The 22229-nt window shown below is 63.8% G+C and carries 21 protein-coding genes; 8 read left to right on the forward strand and 13 right to left on the reverse strand.

The window, feature by feature from the left end; all coding sequences use genetic code 11:
* Positions 1 to 562 precede the first annotated feature (562 nt).
* A complete protein-coding gene (locus NKJ35_RS16635; RefSeq protein ID WP_352648611.1) occupies positions 563 to 2560 on the reverse strand; it encodes a transcriptional regulator in 1998 nt (665 codons plus the stop codon).
* 247 nt (positions 2561 to 2807) lie between these two features.
* Between NKJ35_RS16635 and NKJ35_RS16640 the strand changes: the two genes are divergently transcribed.
* Entirely contained in the window at positions 2808 to 3893 is a 1086-nt protein-coding gene (locus NKJ35_RS16640) for a PLP-dependent cysteine synthase family protein (protein WP_352648538.1), read from the forward strand.
* Between the two features lie 25 nt (positions 3894 to 3918).
* Complete coding sequence (locus NKJ35_RS16645; protein ID WP_352648540.1) at positions 3919 to 5406, forward strand: pyridoxal phosphate-dependent decarboxylase family protein; 1488 nt, start codon at positions 3919 to 3921, stop codon at positions 5404 to 5406.
* 49 nt (positions 5407 to 5455) lie between these two features.
* Here the strand turns inward: NKJ35_RS16645 and NKJ35_RS16650 are convergent, their stop codons facing one another.
* The 4 genes from NKJ35_RS16650 to NKJ35_RS16665 all read right to left on the reverse strand — a co-directional run bounded on the left by NKJ35_RS16650 (position 5456) and on the right by NKJ35_RS16665 (position 10329).
* Complete coding sequence (locus NKJ35_RS16650; protein ID WP_352648542.1) at positions 5456 to 7096, reverse strand: ABC transporter substrate-binding protein; 1641 nt, start codon at positions 7094 to 7096, stop codon at positions 5456 to 5458.
* 212 nt (positions 7097 to 7308) lie between these two features.
* Positions 7309 to 8310 (reverse strand): alpha/beta hydrolase, encoded by a 1002-nt coding sequence (locus tag NKJ35_RS16655; RefSeq protein WP_352648544.1) that lies wholly within the window; start codon positions 8308 to 8310, stop codon positions 7309 to 7311.
* A 16-nt stretch (positions 8311 to 8326) separates the two neighbouring features.
* Positions 8327 to 9004: an isochorismatase family protein gene (locus tag NKJ35_RS16660; RefSeq protein WP_352648546.1), complete on the reverse strand. Its 678-nt coding sequence runs from the start codon at positions 9002 to 9004 to the stop codon at positions 8327 to 8329.
* Between the two features lie 20 nt (positions 9005 to 9024).
* Complete coding sequence (locus NKJ35_RS16665; RefSeq protein WP_352648548.1) at positions 9025 to 10329, reverse strand: M24 family metallopeptidase; 1305 nt, start codon at positions 10327 to 10329, stop codon at positions 9025 to 9027.
* A 263-nt stretch (positions 10330 to 10592) separates the two neighbouring features.
* On the opposite strand from NKJ35_RS16665, the gene NKJ35_RS16670 reads away from it, so the two are divergent.
* Complete coding sequence (locus tag NKJ35_RS16670) at positions 10593 to 10880, forward strand: GIY-YIG nuclease family protein (RefSeq protein WP_352648550.1); 288 nt, start codon at positions 10593 to 10595, stop codon at positions 10878 to 10880.
* 151 nt (positions 10881 to 11031) lie between these two features.
* Here the strand turns inward: NKJ35_RS16670 and NKJ35_RS16675 are convergent, their stop codons facing one another.
* The 7 genes from NKJ35_RS16675 to NKJ35_RS16705 form a co-directional block, all read right to left on the reverse strand.
* Positions 11032 to 12009 carry a GlxA family transcriptional regulator gene (locus tag NKJ35_RS16675; RefSeq protein ID WP_352648552.1) on the reverse strand — a complete coding sequence of 326 codons (978 nt, stop codon included), beginning with the start codon at positions 12007 to 12009 and terminating at the stop codon, positions 11032 to 11034.
* A gap of 328 nt (positions 12010 to 12337) precedes the next feature.
* Positions 12338 to 13519 (reverse strand): trans-sulfuration enzyme family protein, encoded by a 1182-nt coding sequence (locus NKJ35_RS16680; RefSeq protein WP_352648554.1) that lies wholly within the window; start codon positions 13517 to 13519, stop codon positions 12338 to 12340.
* Entirely contained in the window at positions 13516 to 14940 is a 1425-nt protein-coding gene (locus NKJ35_RS16685) for a pyridoxal-phosphate dependent enzyme (RefSeq protein WP_352648557.1), read from the reverse strand. The genes NKJ35_RS16680 and NKJ35_RS16685 overlap by 4 nt, the downstream gene beginning before the upstream one ends.
* Before the next feature lie 319 nt (positions 14941 to 15259).
* On the reverse strand, positions 15260 to 15466 hold the full coding sequence (locus NKJ35_RS16690; RefSeq protein ID WP_352648559.1) for a winged helix-turn-helix transcriptional regulator: 207 nt from the start codon (positions 15464 to 15466) through the stop codon (positions 15260 to 15262).
* 324 nt (positions 15467 to 15790) lie between these two features.
* Positions 15791 to 17137 (reverse strand): FAD/NAD(P)-binding protein, encoded by a 1347-nt coding sequence (locus NKJ35_RS16695; RefSeq protein ID WP_352648561.1) that lies wholly within the window; start codon positions 17135 to 17137, stop codon positions 15791 to 15793.
* A gap of 49 nt (positions 17138 to 17186) precedes the next feature.
* Positions 17187 to 17639: an RrF2 family transcriptional regulator gene (locus NKJ35_RS16700; protein ID WP_352648563.1), complete on the reverse strand. Its 453-nt coding sequence runs from the start codon at positions 17637 to 17639 to the stop codon at positions 17187 to 17189.
* Positions 17640 to 17786: 147 nt separating this feature from the next.
* A complete protein-coding gene (locus NKJ35_RS16705; protein WP_352648565.1) occupies positions 17787 to 17978 on the reverse strand; it encodes a hypothetical protein in 192 nt (63 codons plus the stop codon).
* A gap of 346 nt (positions 17979 to 18324) precedes the next feature.
* On the opposite strand from NKJ35_RS16705, the gene tauA reads away from it, so the two are divergent.
* From tauA to NKJ35_RS16725, 4 genes are all read left to right on the forward strand, one after another.
* Positions 18325 to 19338, forward strand: a complete 1014-nt coding sequence (gene tauA, locus NKJ35_RS16710) for a taurine ABC transporter substrate-binding protein (RefSeq protein ID WP_254817967.1) — start codon at positions 18325 to 18327, stop codon at positions 19336 to 19338.
* A 112-nt stretch (positions 19339 to 19450) separates the two neighbouring features.
* On the forward strand, positions 19451 to 20224 hold the full coding sequence (locus NKJ35_RS16715; protein WP_352476810.1) for a taurine ABC transporter ATP-binding protein: 774 nt from the start codon (positions 19451 to 19453) through the stop codon (positions 20222 to 20224).
* Positions 20221 to 21087, forward strand: a complete 867-nt coding sequence (locus NKJ35_RS16720; protein ID WP_352648568.1) for an ABC transporter permease subunit — start codon at positions 20221 to 20223, stop codon at positions 21085 to 21087. The genes NKJ35_RS16715 and NKJ35_RS16720 overlap by 4 nt, the downstream gene beginning before the upstream one ends.
* A gap of 6 nt (positions 21088 to 21093) precedes the next feature.
* Positions 21094 to 21276, forward strand: coding sequence for a hypothetical protein (locus NKJ35_RS16725; protein ID WP_352476808.1), 183 nt, complete (start codon positions 21094 to 21096; stop codon positions 21274 to 21276).
* 58 nt (positions 21277 to 21334) lie between these two features.
* Here NKJ35_RS16725 and NKJ35_RS16730 read toward each other — a convergent pair whose 3' ends face one another.
* The gene (locus NKJ35_RS16730; protein ID WP_352476807.1) at positions 21335 to 21520 is read right to left on the reverse strand and encodes a hypothetical protein; all 186 of its coding nucleotides are present in this window, start codon (positions 21518 to 21520) and stop codon (positions 21335 to 21337) included.
* Between the two features lie 303 nt (positions 21521 to 21823).
* Here NKJ35_RS16730 and NKJ35_RS16735 point away from each other — a divergent pair, with 303 nt between their 5' ends.
* Positions 21824 to 22183, forward strand: a complete 360-nt coding sequence (locus NKJ35_RS16735; RefSeq protein WP_352476806.1) for a septal ring lytic transglycosylase RlpA family protein — start codon at positions 21824 to 21826, stop codon at positions 22181 to 22183.
* Positions 22184 to 22229 lie beyond the last annotated feature (46 nt).

Below are 22229 nucleotides of genomic sequence, written 5' to 3' on the forward strand. Positions count from 1 at the left end.
GCGAATGTCAATATGCCTCTCCATGCTTAGTGCCCCGTCCGCCCAAGCATGTTTCAACAATCCGCTGACGCGGCTGTGCCTCCAAGAAATTGCATCCGAGTCCGCCTGTGACAAGGACAAATCCCAATATCGCAGGATTGAATTTGGCAGATGCTTAATATTTCGGAATCAGCACCGGTTATCTTAGCAGACACTGAAACATTCGTCTCCAGCACGATTACGGAACGTTCCATTAGCTTTGCTTCTCGTTGATACAAGTAATGCTCCATATCGTTGTGACTTTTGCGCCAGCTCTACGAAAAGACGCGACGAGACCACTTCTTATAAGATCGCCCTAATCGCGATCTATTGTGGTATTTTTTTTCGAACCCAGCCCAACCCGTTGCGGGGGGCCGAAAGAAACGCCGCCCCTTTGCCGACTTTTCGTACTGGCCGTCGGGCCAAGCGACGGCAAACATCCTCAAGGTCAGCCTGACGATGCGCCTTGGCTGCGGACATGACGATGTTTCGTGGCGCCAGCCGCGATGAGCGGTTTAGAGAGCCGGACGAACCACGCCTTGTCTCACCCCAGCCCGATCCGCTTGGCGCCTTGCCGGAACAGCGCCTCGGCGTCCGGCTCGAAGCGAAAGGTGCCGATGAAATCGTCGGCGCAGTAGTTCGGCAGCATCTTGCGCAGCGCAGCGGCGAAACTTCGTGCCTCGCTCAGCCGCCCCGCCAGCGCAAGGCAATGCGCGGCAATCGCCAGGATGATGGCATGGGCGTTGGGACGGGCGGCTGCTTTCAGCGCCCATTCGGCGGCCTCGTCGAACTGGCCAAGCCGGACATGCGACATCGCCCTGGCGCCCAACATGCCGAACAGCAGCGGATCGAAGGGACTTAGATGCCTGGAATGGTCGGACGAGCCGATCGCGGCCTGCGGGTCGCCGGACTGCGAATGGACGAATGACAGCGCATAGTGGCCGAGCGCGAAATTCGGGCTGAGGTCTACGGCGCGTTCGAGCTCGGTGAGGGAGCCGTCCTGTTCGCCGCGCAGCCACAGCGCCCGCCCCATGGCCCAGTGAGCGGCTGGATTGTGATCGTCGACGAGCAGGCTCTGGCCGGCTGCCTCGAAGGCCAAGGCGCTTTCCTGGTCGCGGTCGCCCCAACGCTGGAAGGCATTTTGCCAATGGGTGAAGGAGAGGCCGGCATAGGCGCGGGCGAAGGTCGGATCGAGCTTCAAGGCCGTGTCGAAGAAATGCCGGGCCTGCTCGTTTTCCGTGCGGGTGAAGCGATACATGTGCCAGAGCCCGCGATGGTAGGCTTCCCAGGCGTTCAGCGAATTGGGCGCCTTCAGCATGGCGCGGTTGCGCTCGACGGTTTCGATCTCGGCCGAGATCGACGAGACGATGCTGTTGCCGATGTCGTCGAGCACGGTAAAGATGTCGTCCGGTCTGCGCTCGAACGTCTCGGCCCAGACGATCCTGGCCGTGCGCACCTCGACAAGTTCCACGCTGACCACGACGCGGGCTGCCTGGCAGCGTACCGTGCCGGTGGCGACATAGTCGACGTTGAGCCGGCGGCCGGCGTCCTCCGGCGCAATGTTTTTTTCGGCGAGCGCAAACACCGAGCCGCGTGCGATGACGAAAAAGTCCCTGAGCTTGGCCAGGCGGGTGATGATGTCGTGGGTGAGGCCGTCGGCCAATCCACCGCGCGGGCCGCCGACAGCCGCCTCTTCGGCAAACGGCATCACGGCGAGCGAAGCCTTCTGCGATGCAGCAGTATCGGAACGGGGAGGCACAATTGACGCGTGAGGGGCCGCCGGCACGACTGAAGGTCGCGCCCAGAGCGTTGCTGCAGGTCGTTCGCTGCGAATCGTGCGCCATGCCTCACGAACGGCTCCGAAATCCAGATCCTCTGAAGCAAACAGCCGCGCCGCGGAAGCGAGATGTTCCTCGCCCGCGCCAAACTGGCCGCGCTGCGCCAGCCTTTTCAGAAGAGCCATATGCGCGCGCCCGTCGAACGGAGCGAGTTCCAGCCATTTGTCCAGATGCGAGGACATTTCGTCGGTATCCGCCGGAAGCTTGTTGACGAGGTGTTCCAGGATTGCGGCGTGCCAAGAGCTGAAGCGGCGGCGCTGAGCGATCAGCCAACCGTTGAAATGCGGGCTGCGGTCGATCTCCAGCCCATCGAGAAAATCGCCGGCGAACATTCCGGAAAGAGCCTGCAGCCGCTCCAGACCGAGCGTCTCAACGCCCTTGGCGGCGGCCGAAGCTATGTCGACAGCGTCGACGGAAGCACCTCTCAGATCAAGCGCGATCGTGTCGCCTGGTGTCTCGACCCTGCGATGGTGCGGTTCATCGAGGATGCCTCTAAGCTTGCTCAGGCACCAGCGAAGCTCGCCGCGCGGATCGTTCGGCACATCCCACAAAAGCTCGCACAGGCGGCTGCGGCCGACCGGATGCGGTGCCAGCGCCAGATAGGCGAGCAGCGCACGCAGCTTGCGCGATTTTGGGAGCTGGATGATGATGCCGTTGCGTGCGATCGTCAGCGGTCCGAGCAGACCCACGGAAAGACCGGCCATCTCGCCGCCGAGGCTCGATCGGGCGGATTCCACGTAAGTTTCCACGCCTGCTCCCACGCTGGCCAGTTGGCCTTTGTTTTATTACCAAACGCGACACGGTGCATCCGGCAGCGAATTCCCGCGCCGGATGCTGGCATTGCCGGGGTGCAAATGTAGCGCGGCAAGGTCTCGAAATCTCGCCGCCCAAGCCACCGGTCTGTAACCGGCCCGTGACGACATGAGACAACGAAAACGGGAGGAGATCGACATGTTGCATCAACAGAAAATCAGAACCACCGCCGGGCGCGGACGTCTGTTCGACAGCATTCTCGACACGGTCGGCGATACGCCGGTGATCCGCATCAATAATCTCGGACCGGACCATGCCACGATCTATGTGAAGGCCGAGTTCTTCAATCCCGCCGCCTCGGTAAAGGACAGGCTGGCGCTCAACATCATCGAGGAGGGCGAGCGCAGCGGCGCCTTGAAGCCGGGCCAGACCGTCGTCGAGGCGACCAGCGGCAACACCGGCATCGGCCTGGCCATGGTTTGCGCCCAGAAGGGCTATCCGCTGGTGGTGACGATGGCCGACAGTTTTTCCATCGAACGCCGCAAGCTGATGCGCATGCTGGGTGCCAAGGTGGTGCTGACGCCGCGCGCGCAGAAGGGTTTTGGCATGTACACGAAGGCGGTGGAGCTCGCCGAGGCCAATGGCTGGTTCCTTGCCCGCCAGTTCGAGACCAAGGCCAATGCCGCCATTCACGAAGCGACCACGGCGCGCGAGATCATCCACGATTTCGCCGGCTCGCGGCTCGACTGTTTCGTCACCGGCTATGGCACGGGCGGCACCGTCGCCGGCGTCGGACACGTGCTGCGCCGCGAGCGGCCGGAGACCCGGATCGTGCTCGCCGAACCGGCCAATGCGCAGCTTATCGGCAGCGGCAAGCCGCAGCAGCGCGGCGCCGGCGGCGCGCCTGCCGCCAGCCATCCAGCGTTCGAGCCGCATCCGATCCAGGGCTGGACGCCCGACTTCATTCCGGACGTGCTGCAGGAGGCGATCGACACAAGCCTCTACGACGAGGTGGTGCCGATTGCCGGGCCCGAGGGCATGAAATGGGCCAAGGCGCTGGCGCAGAAGGAAGGGATTTTCACCGGCATCTCTGGCGGGGCGACCTTCGCGGTGGCGCGGCAGATCGCGGAAAAGGCGCTACCCGGCTCGGTGATCCTGTGCATGCTTCCCGACACCGGCGAGCGTTACATGACCACGCCGCTGTTTGACGGCATCGAAGCGGAGATGGACGCCGAGGAGACCGCGCTTTCGCAGTCGACGCCCGGCTGCCAGTTTCCGGCGTGACGGCGACACATCGGGAGCGGCCTGCATGGACACGAAGCCTGGATTGGCCGTCACGGCCAGCGAGGAAACGCTTGACCCCTCGAACTGGGACGATGTGCAGGTCCTGTCGCATCGGATCGTCGACGATGCCGTCGCTTACCTGCGCGATGTCAGAGAGCGTCCGGTGTGGCAGGAGATGCCGGTCGATGTGAGGACCTTCTTCAAATCGCCGCTGCCGCGTTCGCCGGCGTCGCTGGCAGAAATCTATGGTGACGTCACCAGGAGCCTGATGCCCTATCCGATGGGCAACATCCATCCGCGCTTCTGGTCCTGGTATATGGGCTCGAGCAATTTCACCGGCGCGCTCGGCGATTTCGTGGCGGCGATCCAGGGCTCCAACCTCGGCGGCGGCAACCATGCCGCCGCGCTGATGGACAACCAGGTCGTCGAGTGGTGCAAGGAAATGATGGGCTTTCCGCAATCGGCCAGCGGCACGCTGGTCAGCGGCGGCTCGATGGCCAACATCATCGGTCTGACCGTGGCGCGCAACGCCAAGGCCGGCATCGACATACGCGAGCACGGCGTTGCCGGCATCGACAAGCCACTGCGTTTCTACGGCTCCGACCAGCTTCACTCCTGTCATCGCAAGGCAATGGAGGCGCTCGGCCTTGGCAACCGGGCGCTGCGCCGCATCCCGAGCGATGCCGGGCTGCGGATCGACATCGCTGCGTTGCGGGCGGCGATCGCCGAGGACCGTGACGCCGGTTTCAAGCCGGCCTGCGTGATCGGTACGGCCGGCACGGTGAACACCGGCGCCATCGACGATCTGCAAGCGCTGGCCGACCTGGCGGCAAAAGAGGATCTGTGGTTTCACGTCGATGGCTGCATCGGCGCCTTGCTTGCGATTGCGGCGGACAATTCGCATCGCGTTGCCGGCATCGAGCACGCCCACTCAATCGCGCTCGATCCGCATAAATGGCTGCACGCGCCCTTCGAGGTCGGCTGCGCGCTGATCCGGGATGCCTCCGCGCATCGCCGCACGTTCGCGGTGACGCCGGAATATCTGGAATCGACGCCGCGCGGCCTGGCCTCCGGCCAATGGCTGCACGACTACGGCTTGCAGACGTCACGCGGCTTCCGGGCGCTGAAGGTGTGGATGGCGCTGCGGGAACACGGCATCGAAAAGTTCGGCCGGCTGATCGACCAGAATATCGCGCAAGGGCATTATCTCGGTCAGCTGATCGAGGCCGAACCGGCGCTCGAGCTGGTGGCGCCGGCGAACATCAACATCGTCTGCTTTCGCTATCGCGCCGATGGGTTGGACGCTGAGCGCCTGAAAGCGCTCAACACCGAGATCATGCTGAGGCTGCAGGAAGAAGGCATCGCCGCCATTTCCGACACGACGGTGCACGGCCAGCATTGCCTCCGGGTGGCGATCAACAACCACCGTACCCGGCGTGACGATCTGGACCTGCTGGTCCGGGAAACGGTGCGCCTCGGGCGGGAGATTTCAAGGGCGGGCACCGCCGGCTGACGCCGGCTTCCGCTGCCCTGCGCGCCGGCCTTCCGTCGAGCGGCACGACTCACGCCTCGAGCCAGACCTTCTCGAAATGCTGCTCGAGCGACTGGTGCTGCTCGCAGCCATGGACGCCCTTGCGGTAGGTGCGGTAGACCGAGCGCCAGTAGGGCTGGATGATGATGCCGGAATCGCGGAGATTCTGCTCGATCTTTGCCATGATCTCCTTGCGGGCACCGGCATCGGGCATCGCCAGCGCCTTGTCGAGCAGGCTGTCGAATTCCGGATTGGCGTAGGCGCTCTCGTTCCAGGCGGCGCCCGATTTGTAGGCCAGCGCCAGCACCTGCACGCCCAGCGGCCGGCCGAGCCATTCGGTGCAGGAGAACGGATATTTGCTCCAGTCGTTCCAGAAGGTGGCGGCCGGCAGCACCGTGCGCTTGATCTTCAGCCCAGCCTCGCGCATCTGCGCTGCGATGGCGTCGCCGGTGCTCCTTTGCCAGTCGACGTCGACCGAAATGAGCTCGTATTCGTGATCGGCCTTGCCGGCCTCGGCGAGCAGGGCCTTGGCTTGATCGATGTTGCGCACGGTTGGGCCGATATCGGCATATTCGGGATGCATCGGCCCGACATGATGGTTCTCGGCCGGCTTGCCGCGGTTGTCCATGCCGATCTTCAGCACAGCGGCGTTGTCGACGGCGAGCTGAGCGGCGCGGCGCACCTTGATGTCGTCATAGGGCGGATTAGCGACATTGAAACGCGCGACGATCGTCGAGCCGGTGGCGATCTCGGAATTGCTCAGGCCCATGGAGTCGGTCTGCGCAACCGTGTCGGAGGCGGTTTCGTGGTCGGTGTCGATCTCGCCCGATTCGAAGGCCGACAGCATGGCGTTGGGGTCGGAGCCGTAGTCGACCCATTTGATGCCGTCGAGGTAGAACTCGCCCTTCCACCATGGCTTGTCCTTGCGGCGGACTTCGGCGCCGACCTCGGCGTCCCATGCCACGAGTTCGCACGGCCCGGTGGTGATCGCCAATGCCTTCAGCGGGTCGCCGTCGCCTTGATAGCTGCGGTGCATGATCAGCGCCGGATAGTCGGCCATGCCGGCAATCAGCGAGATGTCGGGCTTGGGCAAATTGAGCCGCACGGTGAAGTCGTCGACGCGTTCGACGCCGCCGTCGACGGCTTTCTTGGTGTCCGTGTTGACCAGTGCGCCCATCCGCGCGGCGACAGAATTGCCGGCGACGGACGCATCGCACCAGCGCGTCAGATTGTGAATGACATCGTCGGCGTTGAAGGTGTCGCCATTCGACCAGTTGACGCCTTTGCGGACATGCAGCGTCAGCAGGCGGGCATCGTCGCTGGTCTCCCAGCTCTCGAGCAGCCATGGCTCGAAGGTGAAGTCGCGGTTCCAGCGCACCAGATATTCATTACACTGGCGGGCGACGTTGGACATCTCGACGCCGTCGAAGGTGCGCGGATCCTTCCAGCCCTTGACGTTCATGGCAACGCGCAAGACGCCGCCGCGCTTCGCCTCCTCGGCCCTGGCCGGTGACGGAGCAAGCCCGCCAAGCGCCAGCGCGCCGGCAGCGCTGACACCAAACGCGGCCATGGTGGCGAGATATTCGCGCCGGTTCATCTGGCCCTTCTTGAAGCCGGCGGCGACGGGCGCGGCCTGCGGATGCAATTTCCGATCGGTCAGCATGAACTTCATCGTCGTTCCCTCTTTGTTGGGCGCCTCCGACCGACCGCGCCGCGGGGGTGGATGCGTTTCGCAGGGGCGCCTTACGTGAGGTGATGATAATGCTGGCTTGAGCGGGCAAGTGTTCGGGTTTCCGCAGTTGTTGTGCGCTGTTCCGCAGTGGGGAGCTTGAGGAGAGCGGATTTCTGCGCTTGCCTGGCCGGCATGAGAGCCGCACTCCGCCGTCACTCCGGCCACTTACCCCCGCCCAGCGCGGCTATGGCCGCGACGATGCGATCAAAGGCCTCGCTGGCGCGCGGCACGGTCTTGCGGGCGCGCAGGAAACTGTGCACGAGGCGCGGCTCCTCGCGCCACCATGCCTTACCGCTGGCGGCAAGGATGCGGTCGCGATAGGTCTGGCCGTCCGATGACAGCGGATCGCATTGAGCGGTGACGATGACCGTCGGCGGCAGGCCGGAGAAGTCGCTATCGTTAAGTGGCGAAAATGTCGGGTCGTCCGGCGACTGCCCCTTCGCTGCCCGGATATGGCGGTAGAATTCGACGTCCCGCAACGTCAGCAGCGGTGCCTCGGCGTGCTCGATATAGGAGCCGGTGCGCGCTTTGCCGTCCAGCTCTGGGCCGTCTAGCTCGTCACCGCCCAATTCGGGATAGATCAGCACCTGGCCGATCGCGCGGCGAGGATGGCGGCGCGTCGCCTGCGCCACTGCTGCGGCCAGGTTGCCGCCGGCGCTTTCGCCGCAGAGCACGATCGGCAAGCCGGTCGTCGCCGCAGCCCATTCGTATACGGCCAGCGCATCCTCGAAGGCCGCCGGATGCAGATGTTCCGGCGCCAGCCGGTAGTTGGCGGACAGCACGGCAAAGCCGGTGCCGGCGCAGATCTCGGCGCAGATGTCGTCATGGCTGTCGAGCCCGCCAAGCACGAAGCCACCGCCGTGATAATAGACAACGATCGCCTGCGGCGCCGTTCCCGCCATATGGTAACGCCGGACCGGGATCGCACGGTCGCCGACGCTGCTGTCGCTGGCCTTGACGCCGGGTGGATAGGGCTCGCGAAAGGCCCGGCACATGGCATCATAGACCGCCCGCTGCCTGTCGATCGGCATGTAGACGATTTCGGGCGGATACCACTCGTTGACCCGATCGATATAGGCCCACAGCTCCGGATCGAGCAGCGTCAGGTATTTTCCGCGGTCTGTCGTTTCGGGTCGCTCGGCTTCGGTGACCATCGCGGCGCGATCCCGCTCAGAGCTCGGCGTAGAGCCGGGCGGCGTTTTCGTAGCTGAAACGCAGCGGCACCGAGCCCTCGACCTGCCAGGCATCGACCGTCTCGCCGGCCAGCAGCCGGCAGGCGGCCTCGGTGGTGGTGACGGCACCGCCATAGAGCCGGTTGGCGAGGTTGAGGATGGCCGTCTGGTGCATCGCCGTGCTGCCGCTGCCGCAGGCATCCTTGACCAGCAGCACGCGAAACCCGAGCGCCACCGCATCTTTGACGGTGGCATCGATGCAGGCCTCGGTCCAGACGCCGGCAACGACCAGCCATTCGATGCCGTCGGCCTTGAGCCGCCCGGCGGCAGGCCCTCCACCAAAGGCGCTGGCCTGCGTCTTGACCATCATCGTCTCGCCGGCTGCAGGCGCCACTTCCGGACAGATCGCCGTCAGCGGATCGTCCTTGTCGGAAAAAGCCGACTTGCCGTTGGTCTCGACCGGGTGGAACGGCCGTGCTGTGGCGAGATCGACGACATAGGCCCAGTGATACAACGGCACATGATTGGCCCGTGCCGCTGCCTGCAGGCGCTGTACGTTGGCGAGGATATCGCCATAGCCTTCGACCAGATAGCGCTTGTCCCGCCGATGCTCCTCCTGGAGATCGATGAACACCGCCGCCGCCTTGCCGGGCTTGATCGAGATCGGGCTTTTCATGCAAAACTGCCTGTCAGCACTCAAACGTGCGTGTCAAGAAAATCGTCCTCGTAGGGGAAGCGCGACAGAAGTTCGGTGCCGGTCTCGGTGATCAGGATCTCGTCCTCCAGCTTGACGCCCTCGCGGCCGCCCTTCTCGCCGATATAGCTCTCGACGCTGACCACCATGCCGGGCACGATGACCCCGTCGCGGCCATAGGTCTCGTAGTCCATGGCATGCGCGATGAACGGCGTCTCGCCATGCATGCCGACGCCGTGCATGACCGAGGTATAGCGCTGGTCGACGAAGCGGTCCGGGATCTTCCAGGCCTTTTCGGCAATCTCGCGAAACGCCATGCCGGGCTTGACGACCCCGATATTGTGCTGAACCTGGTCGTGCGCCATCTTGTAGAGCGACTTCTGGTAATCCGTCGGCCTGCCCGGGCCGCAGCGGAAGGTGCGCGAGAAATCCGAATAATAGCCGTAGCAGCCGATCGTGTCGGTATCGAGCGCCAAGAGTTCGCCCGGCCTGATTTTGCGGCCGCTCGCTTCGTTGAACCAAGGATTGGTGCGCTGGCCCGAGGTCAGCAAACGGGTTTCGATGAACTCGCCGCCCTGCCGGATCACCTCGCCATACATGATGGCGAACAGCTCGTTTTCGGAAACGCCGGGCTTGATCGCCTCGCGCACGGCATAGACGGCGGCCTCGGCGCCGGCCATCGACACCTGCAGGCATTTTACTTCCTCGGGTGTCTTGACCGCACGCACCGCCAAAATCTCGCCCTGGCAATCGCGGACGTCGCAGCCGCGCTTTTCGAGCGCCAGCGCCTGCAGATGGCTGCAGCGGTCGAGGCCGAGCTTCATCGAGCCGCCGCCATGCGCCTTGAGCAAATCGGCGATCTCGTCGGCGAAGGGACCCGCGGTTTCGTCGTCGCGGCCCGACACCGAAGACCATACCAGCTTGGACGGACGCGCCTCGTCGATCGTGTCGAGCACCATCGAGACATGGTAGCTCTGCGGATATTCGAACAGCACGATCGGCCCTTCGGTGGGGATGAAGAAGTAGCGCGTCGAGTTGCGCAGGAAATAGCCGAACATGTTGCGCGAACCGGTGGCGTAACGCTGGTTGTAGGGGTCGAACAAAACGACGCCGCCATAGCCGGCCTCGCGCATCCAGGCACGCAGCTTGGCAAGGCGCCCCTTGCGCAGCGCGTCGGCATCGATGAAGGACGGCTCGGTATCGGACAGCCACATGCCGCCGGCCGGATCGGCCGCCGCCGGATGGCGCATGCGGTCCTTGAAGTCGACGTCCTCGGTGCTGTCGGGGTCAAAAACGACGATGCTCATGGGTGCCTCCTGGAAGCGGCGAGGATGGGCCACGCGTTGCGCAGAGGCTGTGCGGAATCCCGCAGGTGTTGTGCCGTATGCCGCTAGGCGCAGCCCCCTTCAATTACCTCGGCGATTGACTGTGGGCCCGAACGTTTTCGTCATCCTAGGGCGGAGCAAGGAGCGAAGCGACGCAGCGCAGACCCTAGGATCCATGCCGTGACATTGGTCGTAGAATGCGGCGGAATGGCGCTTGTGCGCGCATCGATGCTTACCCTGAAACCATGACCGGCTACGTTTACATGACCGCAAGCCAGAAGCGCGGCACGATCTATATCGGGGTTACGAATGATCTCGGCCGCCGCAAGCCGGAGCACAAATCCGGCGAGGGCTCGCGGTTCACCAGCCGCTACGGTGTGCAGCGTCTGGTCTGGTATGAGGAACATTTCGACATTGTCGACGCCATCCAGCGCGAGAAGTCGCTGAAGCGCTGGCCACGCCAATGGAAGATCGAGCTGATCGAGAAGACCAATCCGGAATGGTTCGAGCTTTTTCGCGGGACGGGGTGGTAGCATTCGGTTCTGGTCCGCAGGAGCACTGCCGCGAGGTAACGGCATGGATCCCAGGGTCTGCGCCGCGTCGCTTCGCTCCTTGCTCCGCCCTGGGATGACGAACGGAGGGGTGGTTCGGCTAATCTCCGACGTTTGCGGCTTGCAGAGGCCCCTAATGCCTGCGCATCACCTTCGGCGCATGCCCATGCTCTTCCCGAAACGCGCGGGCAAAGCTCGACATTGAAGCAAAGCCGCAGGCGAGCGCCACGTCGCGCACCATCAGCGTCGAATGTGCCAAAAGATCGGCGGCACGCTTCAGCCGCAGCCGGCGGTAGTAGCCGTTGGGCGAAATGCTGAGCTCGGAGCGAAAATTGCGTTCGAGCTTGTCGGAGGAGACGCCAAGCCTATTCGCCAACTCCGCCATGCCGAGCCGTTCCTCCACTGCATCCTCCATGATGGCGATGGCCGACAGCACCAGTTCGTTCTGCACGCCGGTGCGCAAGCGCAGCGGCATCAGCTTGCGGTCGACGCTGGAGCGCAGCGGGCTGTGCACGAACCATTCGGCGACGCCGGCCGCGAGTTCGGCGCCATAGTCGTCGGTGATGATCTCCAGCATCATGTCGAGGCTGCCGATGCCTCCGGCCGAGGTGAAGCGCTTGCGGTCGATGACATAGAGATCGCGCCTGAGCTCGATGTCCGGAAAGGCCTCGGTGAAGGCCGCCTGGCTGGTCCAGTGCAAGGTGCAGGCATGGCCGTCGAGCAGGCCCGCGCGGGCAAGGAAGAACGCCGCATCCGCCACAGCACCGATATGGGCGCCACCGCGCAGGCTCTTGCGGATCCAGCTCACGGCATCGTACGCGACGAGATGATCGGCATCGCCGCCTGAGCAGACGACGATGCGATCGACCTTCGGCGCGTCGTGGGCAGAAAAGCCGGGCTGGATGACGACGCCGTTCGAGGCCTCCACCGGGCCTTCGGCGGCGCCGACAATGATCCAGCGATAGCAGTCCCGCTTGGCCAGTACGTTGGCGGCGCGGAGCGGCTCGATGACCGAGCTGAACGCCATCATCGGAAAGCCGGGGAAGACCAGGATGGCGAAGGTGAGCGGGGCGTCGCTTGCCGTCGGTTGGTTGCGTTGTCGGTGGTTCATAGCTTCCGGAGCCAGGCAGTAAGGTGGATCAGGAAGCTACAATTCTGCCAGATGGCGCCAAGGTCAACGGAATAGAATGTAAGACACATGGATATGGATGCAGAACAAGCGCCGCTCGTTGGCGATCCTTCACGCCCCCCTCTGTCCTGCCGGACATCTCCCCCACAAGCGGGGAGAACGGCAGCTTCGCCGTCCCGTCCGTGTTTCAGCGTTGGAGGTTGGCGAAAGCGCAAGATGACGGCCAATCTCCCCCCTCGTGGCCGAGATACCCGGTAGGGCAGAGGGGGCATTGTCCCGCCGACGTCTCGCAAGGTTCTTGTTGCCGGGCTCAGCTCGCTAGCGCCTGATCCAGATCCGCGATCAGATCGTCGCCATCCTCGATCCCGGCCGACAAGCGCACCAGCGAATCGGATATCCCGATCTCGGCGCGTTTTTTCGCGGGGATCGAGCCGTGCGTCATCAGCGCCGGGTGCTCGATCAGGCTTTCGACGCCGCCGAGGCTTTCGGCCAGCGTGAACAGTTGCGTGTGTTCGAGGAAGCGCTTGGTGCCGGCGAGGTCGCGGTCGAGCTCGACCGTGATCATGCCGCCGAAGGCGTGCATCTGCCGCCTGGCGATGGCGTGCTGCGGATGGCTGGGCAGGCCGGGATAGATGACACGACGGATGTCGGGGCGACTTTCCAGCCAGTGAGCGATCTTCTGGCCGTTCGACGAATGGCGCTCCATCCTGAGCGCCAGCGTCTTCAAGCCGCGCAGCGCCAGGAAACTGTCGAACGGCCCGGAAATGGCGCCGATGGCGTTCTGCAGGAATTTCAGCCGCTCAGTGAGATCCTTGTTGTCGCCGACCACGGTGACGCCGCCGACCATATCGGAATGGCCATTGAGGTATTTGGTAGTCGAATGCACTGATATGTCGATGCCGAGCTCCAGCGGCCGCTGCAGATAGGGGCTGCAGAAGGTGTTGTCGGCGACCGAAAGCACGCCTTTGCGCCTGGCCAGTGCTGCGACGCCTTCGAGGTCGACGACACGCAGCAGCGGATTGGTCGGCGTCTCGACCCAGAGCATTTTGGTTTCCGGGCGGATCGCCGCTTCGACCGCGGCAAGATCGGTGAAGTCGACGAAGTCGACCTGCAAATTGGCCGAGCGCTTGCGCACCCGTTCCAGCAGCCGGAACGTGCCGCCATAGATGTCGTCGGTGGCGACGATATACGCGCCTGAATCAAGCAATTCAAACACCGTGGCGATCGCCGCCAGCCCCGAAGCGAAGGCGAAAGCGGCTGTGCCGCTTTCGAGGTCGGCCACAGCGCGTTCGAAGGCAAAGCGGGTCGGGTTCTGGCTGCGGGCATATTCAAAGCCCTTGTGCACGCCCGGGCTCTGCTGGCCATAGGTCGAGGTGGCGTAGATCGGTACCATCACCGCGCCCGTCGTCGGGTCGTGGCTCTGGCCGCCATGGATGGTGCGGGTCGAGAAGGCGAGGCGGTTTTTGCCCGATACAGTGGCTTTTAAGGTCATCGGGCGCGCCTCAGATGGTTGATCAGGTCGATGCGGGTTATCAGGCCAATAAATTCGTCGCCGTCGAAGACGATGGCGACCTCGTTGCGGTCGAACACCGGCAGCAGCGCGTCCAGCGTCTGGCTGGCCTGCAGCGTGTGCAGATTGGTGGTCATCGCCGTCCTAACCGGAGCCTTGAAGCGGTCCCAGCGGCTGTCATAGGGGCCTTCGACCTTGGCCAGGATATCGCTTTCGTCGATGATGCCGACGAGCTTGCCCTCGTCCAGCACCGGCAGTTGCGAGACATCCGAGCGGCGCATGCGGCCATAGGCGTTGAGCAGGCTTTCGTCGGGGCCGACGGACACGACATCGCCGGTGCGGAGCGTGCGCATCACCAGGTCGCGCAGGTCGCCATGCTGCTCCTGCTCGGCAAGGCCCTGCTCGGCCAGCCAGAAGTCGTCGAAGACTTTCGACAGGTACTTGTTGCCGCTGTCGCAGACGAAGGTAACGACGCGCTTCGGCACGGCCTGCTCGCGGCAATAGCGGAGTGCTGCCGAAAGCAGCGTGCCCGACGACGAGCCGGCGAGAATGCCTTCCTTCGAAAGCAGGTCGCGCACCGCAAGCATGCTCTGCTTGTCGGGGATGGAATAGGCCTTCCTGACCAGCGACAGATCGGCATTGGGCGGCACGAAATCCTCGCCGATGCCTTCGACGGTCCAGCTTCCGGCCTCTACCATCTTGCCGGTCTTGATCAACGGCGCCAGCACCGACCCAACCGGATCGGCGAGCACCATCTCGGTCTTCGGCGAGACTTTCGCAAAGTAGCGGCCGAGCCCGGTCAGTGTGCCGCCCGAGCCGACGCCGACGACCACCGCGTCGACATCGCCTTCGAGCTGCTGAAAGATTTCCGGCCCGGTCGTGGTCTCGTGGGCGTGCGGATTGGCCGGGTTGGCAAACTGGTTGGCATAGAAGGCGCCGGGCAGCTCGGCGGCGATCTTTTCGGCCATGTCCTGATAATATTCGGCATGGCCCTTCCCGACATCGGAACGCGTCATGCGCACTTCCGCGCCGAGCGCCCGCAGATGCTGGATCTTTTCGCGCGACATCTTGTCAGGCACGACAAGGATGATGTGGTAGCCCTTGGGGATGCCGACCTGGGCGAGACCAAGACCGGTGTTGCCGGCGGTCGCCTCGACGATCGTCCCGCCGCGTTGCAGTTTGCCCTGTTCTTCGGCGGCGGCAATCATCGACAGCGCGATGCGGTCCTTGATCGAGCCGCCGGGATTCTGGCTTTCGAGCTTGATGAACAGCCGGCACTTGCCGATGTCGAATTTGGTCAGCTCGACGACCGGCGTCTGCCCGATCAGGTCGAGAACCGAGGCATAGGGCGGGCGCAGGCGGGACGACGCATCGTCCTGTGCCACGATCTTGTGCTTGCTCATATCAGATGCTCCGTTGCCAGAATGAGCAACCGCCCTGGAAGACGGCAACCTACCGCCTTTTCCAGCCGTTTGCAGTTGGAAAGAAGATAGATCGTGCCAATCCGGCCGCCAGCAGGGGAATGGAATTTCGCGAAAGCTTCGCCGGCTCCAGGCAGGGCAAAAGATTTGCAGAACCTGCTTAGGGTTCAGGCGATCGCGGCCTGGGCTTCGATCTCGATCAGAAAATCCGGATTGCCGAGGCCGGCGACGCGCAGCACCTTGATGATCGGCGGCGCGCCACGGTTTGCCCAGAAGGCCATCCAGGCGCCGAAGGCCGGCCCTATGTCCAGGTCGCCGGCGATATAGACCGAGAGGCTGACCAGGTCTTCAGCATCTTGTCGGAAAGCGAAGGGATCAGCCGGCGCAGTTCGGAATAGCGCATCGGCTGTTCCTTGATGCGCGCCAGGATCACCGTCTTCCATTTGCCGCCGAGCGCGTCGAGCGCGAACTCGACCGGACAGCCGTAGAGTCGTCCGCGTTGGGTCATGCGCCATGGTAGGCAAGGCACGGTGACGACGAAAGCAGAATTTGCCCGGCCATCTGGCCAGGGTCGCGGCTTACGGCCTCGCCGACTACAAAATCCATGGAGGAGACCGAAGACGGGCGTACGCGACACCAATCCGGTCAATGCGAGACGGCCGAACGTGGCGTCATCGCTTAGCTCTCGACCACCACGGGCTGGCTGGTCGGCTCTGGTGGAGCGAGCTCCCGCACCCCTGGTTCGCCTTCAGCGAACGCGGCTATGCCGTCGAGATCTTTTCACCCAACGGCGGCGGTCTTGCATCCGAAGTGCGTCTAGACAAAGAGGTCCTCATCCGAGCAAGCGCTTGCTCAGCCGCGCGCACTGCACGCGAATATCGGGAATGGCGTCGATTTCGAAGAAGGTGCCGCGCGTCAGTGGCCCGACGGCGAGGATCTTGGCGGATACCGTGCCGTCGCCGGCGATGACCTCGCAGTTCGCGGTCACGTCGAGGCCGAGGCGCAGCGGATCCGGCCGTGCCAGTCCACGCTCGACCAGCGACCGTACCACGCTGTTCGAGGTGGTCGAGATGTCCCTGGCGATGCCGGTGCAATCATAGATGCGGGTGACGTCGAACCTTTCGAGCTGCTGCGTGTGGCGCGACTGGACCTGTACCCTGAAGCCGTCGCCCGCGGCGATCTCGACGACGCGCCCGGCGACAAGGCGGATGCGGCCCGCTTGCACCGCCTCGGCAACGCGGGTGTAGACTTCCGGCGCCATCCGATGGCGGTGGATGTCCCACCAGGCCTTGGTGTGCTCGACGAAGCGGCGCTTGGCCGAAGACGGCCAGTTCTGCCAGATCTTCTGGTTGAAGGGTCTCAGACCGTCGACGACGTCGCGCCAGTCGATACCGGCCTTCTGGTTTTCCCGGATCAGGTCGCGGAACCAGCCGACGAAATAGGAAAGCTGGGTGCCGAGCGGAATGTCGGCGACGTCGAGCTTGATCGGATTGCCCTTGCGATGCGGCGAAGGCAGCAGGCCGCGCCGCGACACCGCGACGATCGCGCCGCGGTGGCCGCGCTGCTCGAGCGACAGGAAGGCATCGACCATGCTCAAGCCGGTGCCCAGCACCAGGACTTGGGCTTCGGGGTCGAGCGCAGTGTCCGCCTCGGATCCCATTCTGATCGCATGCCCCTGCCCCGCCCCCGGCTCTTCGTCATGCCCGGTGGCGAGCACGGCAAGATGCGCGACCACGCTGGTGCCGTTGGCCAGCGCCACCTCGACGCCGGAGGCGGTCGGCGAGATCGACAGGCTCTCCTCGCGGATCAGGCGCAGCCGGCCCGTCTGCTGCTCACGCGTCTCGAGCTCGTCGAGCAGCTCCTTGAGATAGCGGGCGTAGACGCTGCGCGGTGCATAGACCGGCGCCTGTTCCGGCGTCGCTATCCCGCGTTCAAGCAGCCAGCGCAAGAAATTGCCCGGATCGTCGGCATAGGCGCTCATGCCCGACGCGCTGACATTCAGCACATGCGCCGACAGCAGCGTTGAATAGGCCATGCCTTGCCCAAAATGCGGGCGTTTTTCGATCAGGCTGACGCGGAGATCGGGATTGGGCGACTTCAGCAGATGCGCCGCAAGCACGACGCCGCTGGCGCCGCCACCGACAATGATGATCGAATTTGGCGTAACGCGCCCGGTCATACGCACACCAGCTGTGCTGGCGATCGTCGCCGGCTCAGGAGAGATTGGTTCAGGCCTGGATTTTCAACGCCGCCGAAAAGTCTTCGTCGCCAACGATATCGCGCATTTCGGCGAGGCTGCGCCGATCCAGCACCTCGGCGATGGCCTGCCGGACCTCCAGCATCAGGTGTCGGACTTGGCATGTCGCCTCTTTGCAGTCTTCGCAGCGCTGATACTGGGTGCGGCTGGCGCAAGGAATGGGGGCAAGCGGCCCGTCGAGCACGCGCACGACGTGGCCGACCTTGATCTCGTCCGCCGGGCGCGCCAGCCGATAGCCGCCGTCCTTGCCCTTGCGGCTCTGGACGAACCCGGCATTGCGCAATTCGCCAAGAATGGCATCAAGGAACTTCTTCGGAATATTGTTTCCTGTAGCGATGTCGTTGACGAAGGCGAGCTGTCCAACCGGCAGGCGCGCCAGATGGACGAGCGCCTTGAGGCCGTACTTACCTTTTTTCGTGAGCATAACCCGAACGTTTCTCTGTCATGCGATGGCGCAAGGCCACCGGTTGCGAAACGCCTGGCGTGCCTCCCCGCCGCGTCCAAGCTGTCACTACAGATAAATTCTAGTGACATGATATACAAGCCGAGAAACGTTGATTTTGCTTCGTTTTCAAGCCGCAATGGCCATTCTGGTCGGGGCTTGTGCCCTTGCGAGCACAGGAGCCGCCGCGAATGGCACACCGGCAACCTGGCCGGCGGCAGGAATGTCCCGATCGGCGAGAATGCCGACGACCGCTTCTGCCCCTGAATTTGAAGGCCAAAGCATGCCGCGCACGGCAACAAGGAGGGTGGCGTCAATCATCGTCCTCTCCAATCCTTCAATGTCGATAAGGATACTAGACTTAACCGCGAACACAGGGAACTTGTTTCCAATTTCTTGGCTACTCGCGGCATGGGTTTGCCGATGCAGGGGTGAAAACGGGAAAATCCTTGTTGTGGGCATGGACGGCGTGGAAGGGGTTCCCGGGCAAGGACGCTGGTTCTCACCCGGGCCATCACCCAGAACCGTGCGAATGGGCAACTGCCCTAGCCAGACGACTTTTTCTAACAAGGCCGAGCCGATTGGAAGGATTTAACTCTACAAGAACGATAGAGTTAGGTGACTATGAAACGCAATCCGGGTTTTTCTCGTTTCCAAGGAGCCTTTCATGTCCACCATTTCGCGACGTATCGTTCTCTTGTCCTCGGCGGCTCTAGCAGGTGCCGTCTTTCTCGGCCCAGCCGATGCGCAGGACCTCAAGATCACTATCGGCTACCAGACAGTCGTCGAACCCTCGAAGGTGCCGCAGGCCGACGGCGCCTATGAGAGCGCGACCAAGGCGGCAATCGACTGGCGGAAATTCGATTCCGGCGCCGACGTGATCGCCGCCATCGCTTCCGGTTCGGTCGACATCGGTTATGTCGGCTCGAGCCCGCTGGCGGCGGCGGCGAGCCGCGAGCTTCCCATCCAGACAATCTTCATTGTCGGGCTGATCGGCGAATCCGAGGCCCTTGTCGCCCGCAATGGCGCCGGCATCGAGAAGGCCGCCGACCTTGCCGGCAAGAAGGTGGCGGTGCCCTTCGTTTCGACGACGCATTACAGCCTGCTTGCCGCGCTGAAGCATGAGGGTGTCGACCCGAAGTCGGTCGATATTCTCAACCTGCGGCCACCGGAGATCGCGGCGGCATGGGCGCGCGGCGACATCGACGCCGCCTATGTCTGGGATCCGGCACTCGGCCAGATCAAGACGACGGGCAAGGTCGTGCTGGATTCCTCGCAGGTCGCAGCCTGGGGCGCGCCGACCTTCGACGCCTGGATCGTGCGCACCGACTTCGCCGAAAGGAACCCGGAAGCGGTGCGCGACTTCGTCAAAGTGACGGGCGCTGCCTATGCCGACTTCCTGGCCAAGCCGGATCAATGGTCGGTGTCCTCGCCGCAAGCGGCCAAGATCGCCAGGATCACCGGGGCCAAGCTCGAAGACGTGCCGCAACTGCTGAGAGGCTATGTCTTCCCGACGCTCGAGGAGCAGGCCTCGGACAAGTTCCTCGGTGGCGGCACGGTCAAGGCGGTCGAGGCGACATCGGCCTTCCTCAAGGAGCAGGGCAAGATTGATGCCGTCTTGCCGGATTATTCGAAATACGTGTCGTCGAAATATGTCGGCGAGGCGCTGGCCTCGAATTAGCGGCGGCTCAATACGCGCGTCCTCTCTTCCCTGACACGCGCGTTGCCTGACCCGGAGCCGCTGACGAGGAACGGCTTCGGGGCTGGCAGGTTTACAATATCGGCGACCCCACATGACGCATCTCGTGCTCGACCAAGTCTCGGTTCATTATGACGGTCAGCCGGCGCCGGCCGTCGAACGCGTGTCGCTTGACATCGCCAAGGATGACTTCGTTGTCCTGGTCGGCCGCTCCGGCTGCGGCAAGACCTCGCTGCTCAACGTCGCTGCGGGCCTGGTCCAGCCTGTGCGCGGAAGCGCCACGATAGGCGGCAGGCCGATCACGGCGCCAGGCTCGGACCGCGCCGTCGTGTTCCAGAACGACGCACTGTTTCCGTGGCTGACCGCGCGCGAAAATGTCGCCTTTGCTCTCAGGCTGCGCGGTGTCGGGGCTGCCGAACGGGGGCGGACTGCCGACGACCTTCTGGCGCTGGTGAAGCTCGACGGCGCCGGCGACAAGCGCATCTGGGAGCTTTCCGGCGGCATGCGCCAGCGCGTCGGCCTGGCCCGGGCGCTGGCAGCCGAGCCGCAATTCCTGCTGCTCGACGAACCGCTGGGCGCACTCGATGCGCTGACACGCGAACGCATGCAGACAACGCTGCTCGATCTGTGGACGGCAAGCCAGGTCGGCGTGCTGATGGTCACGCACGGCATCGATGAAGCGCTGGTGCTCGCCACCCGCATCATTGTGCTCGCTCCCGGCCCTGGCCGGGTGGTGCGGAGTTTCGAGGCCGGTTTCAGCCGGCGCTATGCAGCCGGCGAGGCCATTCGCAGCATCAAGGCCGATCCCGCCTTCGCCGCGGCGCGCGGCGAGCTGACCGACGCGATCTTCGAAGGGGAGGCAGCATGACCGTTACCTCCTATACCGAGCGGCCGCGGCGCTCCAAGGTCGACGACGGAGCCGACGCGCTGTCGGTGCCATGGTCGCGGCCGCGGCCGAGACGCAGCCGCGTTTCGGCCCGCGTGGTTAGCGCGATCACCATTCTGATGGTGCTGGCAGTGTGGACGGTATCGGCCCGCCTGCAATTGGTGTCGCCGGTTTTCCTGCCGTCGCCTGTGGCAGTCTGGAACAAATTTGTCGTCGTCGCCCGTGACGGCTTTGTCGACGCGACGCTGCTCCAGCATATCGCCGCCAGCCTGTGGCGCGTGTTTGCAGCGCTGATCGTCGCCATCGTCGTCGGCGTTCCCATCGGGCTGGCTATCGGCGTCAGCACGATCGGGCGTGGCCTCTTCGATCCGCTGCTCGAATTCCTGCGGCCGATCCCGCCGCTCGCCTATCTGCCGCTGATCATTATCTGGTTCGGCATTGGCGAGCCGTCCAAGATCCTGGTGATTGCCGTTGCCATGCTGGCACCGGTTGCGCTGTCGACGGCATCGGGTGTTCGCGGCGTCTCGCAGGAACGCATCAATGCAGCGCGTTCGCTTGGCGCCACGCAGCGCCAAGTGATCCGGCACGTCACCCTGCCCAGCGCGCTGCCCTCGATCCTGACCGGTCTGCGCATCGCGCTTGGCGCCGGTTGGTCGACGCTGGTCGCCGCCGAGCTGGTGGCCGCGACGCGCGGGCTCGGTTTCATGATCCAGTCCGCTGCCCAGTTCCTCGTCACCGACGTGGTGGTGATGGGCATACTGGTGATCGCGGCCATTGCCTTCGTGCTCGAATTCATCATCCGCAGGATCGAGCGGGTGCTCGTCCCGTGGGCAGGGCGGGAGTGACCGACAATGCCCCATTCCATCGCTGTATTGTTCGCGCATTTCGGCCATTGGCTCCGCCTGATCAAGGCCGGGGACAAACAGCCGCCTGACGGCGAACGCAAAACGCCGGTGCAACTGGACGCGGAGCGCAACCGCCTGCCGCCGCGCGACGAAAGTTTCTACTGGGGCTGGCAATACTGGTCGCGGTGACCCGGCCGCCACGGGTACGCTGTGGCGCTCTGGCGGGAGCCTGAGGATCGACGCCTGCTCAAACGCGCGAACGGTTCGCCCAGGCCAGGCCGGCCAAGCCGACCAGCGCGGTGACGATGCCGACATAGAGCCATTGCGACTGGCCGGTCATGAAGCTGCCGCCGATAACGCCGATGCCTTGCAACGTCCACAGCACGCCGATGGCGAGCACAATCAAGGCCAGCAGATTTTTGATCAATCTCATCGCTAGAACTCCGTTCCAAGTCGATCATAAACCGCGTTCCGGCCGGAATGAAACAGCGAGAAGACGCTGCTCGATTACACCAACTTCTACTTGGATGCTAATCTCTGATCTTGTGCAAGACGCCCGGAGATCGGCGCAGACATCATCAAAGAAGCTGCGCCTCGCTGCAGAAAGTCTCTGACAAATTGTTTCGCGCCGACTCCAAACGTGTAACATTGCCATGGAACCGACAGATCATTGCCGCATTTGCTGCCTTGTTCGGCACCTAACGGCTTGGGTCTGTCAACGGAGCTAACCCCAAGCATGAAGAAAAGCTATCAGGCCGCGCTCGTCGCGGCCACGATTGCGGCCGGCCTGACGGTCGGCGCATCCGCCACCAGCGCCGCCGCTCAGTGCGGTCGTGCCTCCTGGTACTCACTGCATTCCAGAACCGCTTCCGGCGAGCGCATGAACCCGTCGGCGCTGACCGCCGCGCATCGCAGCCTGCCGTTCGGCACCAAGCTGAAGGTGACCAATCGCAACAATGGCCGCAGCGTCGTCGTGCGCATCAACGACCGCGGCCCCTTTATCAGGGGCCGGATGCTCGATCTGTCGAAGGGCGCAGCCAGTCAGCTTGGCTTCATCAGCTCGGGCCATACCGCTGTCTGCATGGCACGGGTCTAACGGTCCGGCCGCCACGGCCGGACGCCGCCTCCAACGATCTTCCCAA

It is taken from the genome of Mesorhizobium sp. M0136, from assembly GCF_040322515.1.
Lineage (GTDB): Bacteria > Pseudomonadota > Alphaproteobacteria > Rhizobiales > Rhizobiaceae > Mesorhizobium.

What these genes read in the sequence shown, in the direction of transcription:
- NKJ35_RS16635 (WP_352648611.1), bottom strand. Translation starts at nt 2,560, where the DNA reads ATGGCCGGTCTTTCCGTGGGTCTGCTCGGACCGCTGACGATCGCACGC.
- NKJ35_RS16640 (WP_352648538.1), top strand. Translation starts at nt 2,808, where the DNA reads ATGTTGCATCAACAGAAAATCAGAACCACCGCCGGGCGCGGACGTCTG.
- NKJ35_RS16645 (WP_352648540.1), top strand. Translation starts at nt 3,919, where the DNA reads ATGGACACGAAGCCTGGATTGGCCGTCACGGCCAGCGAGGAAACGCTT.
- NKJ35_RS16650 (WP_352648542.1), bottom strand. Translation starts at nt 7,096, where the DNA reads ATGAAGTTCATGCTGACCGATCGGAAATTGCATCCGCAGGCCGCGCCC.
- NKJ35_RS16655 (WP_352648544.1), bottom strand. Translation starts at nt 8,310, where the DNA reads ATGGTCACCGAAGCCGAGCGACCCGAAACGACAGACCGCGGAAAATAC.
- NKJ35_RS16660 (WP_352648546.1), bottom strand. Translation starts at nt 9,004, where the DNA reads ATGAAAAGCCCGATCTCGATCAAGCCCGGCAAGGCGGCGGCGGTGTTC.
- NKJ35_RS16665 (WP_352648548.1), bottom strand. Translation starts at nt 10,329, where the DNA reads ATGAGCATCGTCGTTTTTGACCCCGACAGCACCGAGGACGTCGACTTC.
- NKJ35_RS16670 (WP_352648550.1), top strand. Translation starts at nt 10,593, where the DNA reads ATGACCGGCTACGTTTACATGACCGCAAGCCAGAAGCGCGGCACGATC.
- NKJ35_RS16675 (WP_352648552.1), bottom strand. Translation starts at nt 12,009, where the DNA reads ATGAACCACCGACAACGCAACCAACCGACGGCAAGCGACGCCCCGCTC.
- NKJ35_RS16680 (WP_352648554.1), bottom strand. Translation starts at nt 13,519, where the DNA reads ATGACCTTAAAAGCCACTGTATCGGGCAAAAACCGCCTCGCCTTCTCG.
- NKJ35_RS16685 (WP_352648557.1), bottom strand. Translation starts at nt 14,940, where the DNA reads ATGAGCAAGCACAAGATCGTGGCACAGGACGATGCGTCGTCCCGCCTG.
- NKJ35_RS16690 (WP_352648559.1), bottom strand. Translation starts at nt 15,466, where the DNA reads ATGACCCAACGCGGACGACTCTACGGCTGTCCGGTCGAGTTCGCGCTC.
- NKJ35_RS16695 (WP_352648561.1), bottom strand. Translation starts at nt 17,137, where the DNA reads ATGACCGGGCGCGTTACGCCAAATTCGATCATCATTGTCGGTGGCGGC.
- NKJ35_RS16700 (WP_352648563.1), bottom strand. Translation starts at nt 17,639, where the DNA reads ATGCTCACGAAAAAAGGTAAGTACGGCCTCAAGGCGCTCGTCCATCTG.
- NKJ35_RS16705 (WP_352648565.1), bottom strand. Translation starts at nt 17,978, where the DNA reads ATGATTGACGCCACCCTCCTTGTTGCCGTGCGCGGCATGCTTTGGCCT.
- tauA (WP_254817967.1), top strand. Translation starts at nt 18,325, where the DNA reads ATGTCCACCATTTCGCGACGTATCGTTCTCTTGTCCTCGGCGGCTCTA.
- NKJ35_RS16715 (WP_352476810.1), top strand. Translation starts at nt 19,451, where the DNA reads ATGACGCATCTCGTGCTCGACCAAGTCTCGGTTCATTATGACGGTCAG.
- NKJ35_RS16720 (WP_352648568.1), top strand. Translation starts at nt 20,221, where the DNA reads ATGACCGTTACCTCCTATACCGAGCGGCCGCGGCGCTCCAAGGTCGAC.
- NKJ35_RS16725 (WP_352476808.1), top strand. Translation starts at nt 21,094, where the DNA reads ATGCCCCATTCCATCGCTGTATTGTTCGCGCATTTCGGCCATTGGCTC.
- NKJ35_RS16730 (WP_352476807.1), bottom strand. Translation starts at nt 21,520, where the DNA reads ATGAGATTGATCAAAAATCTGCTGGCCTTGATTGTGCTCGCCATCGGC.
- NKJ35_RS16735 (WP_352476806.1), top strand. Translation starts at nt 21,824, where the DNA reads ATGAAGAAAAGCTATCAGGCCGCGCTCGTCGCGGCCACGATTGCGGCC.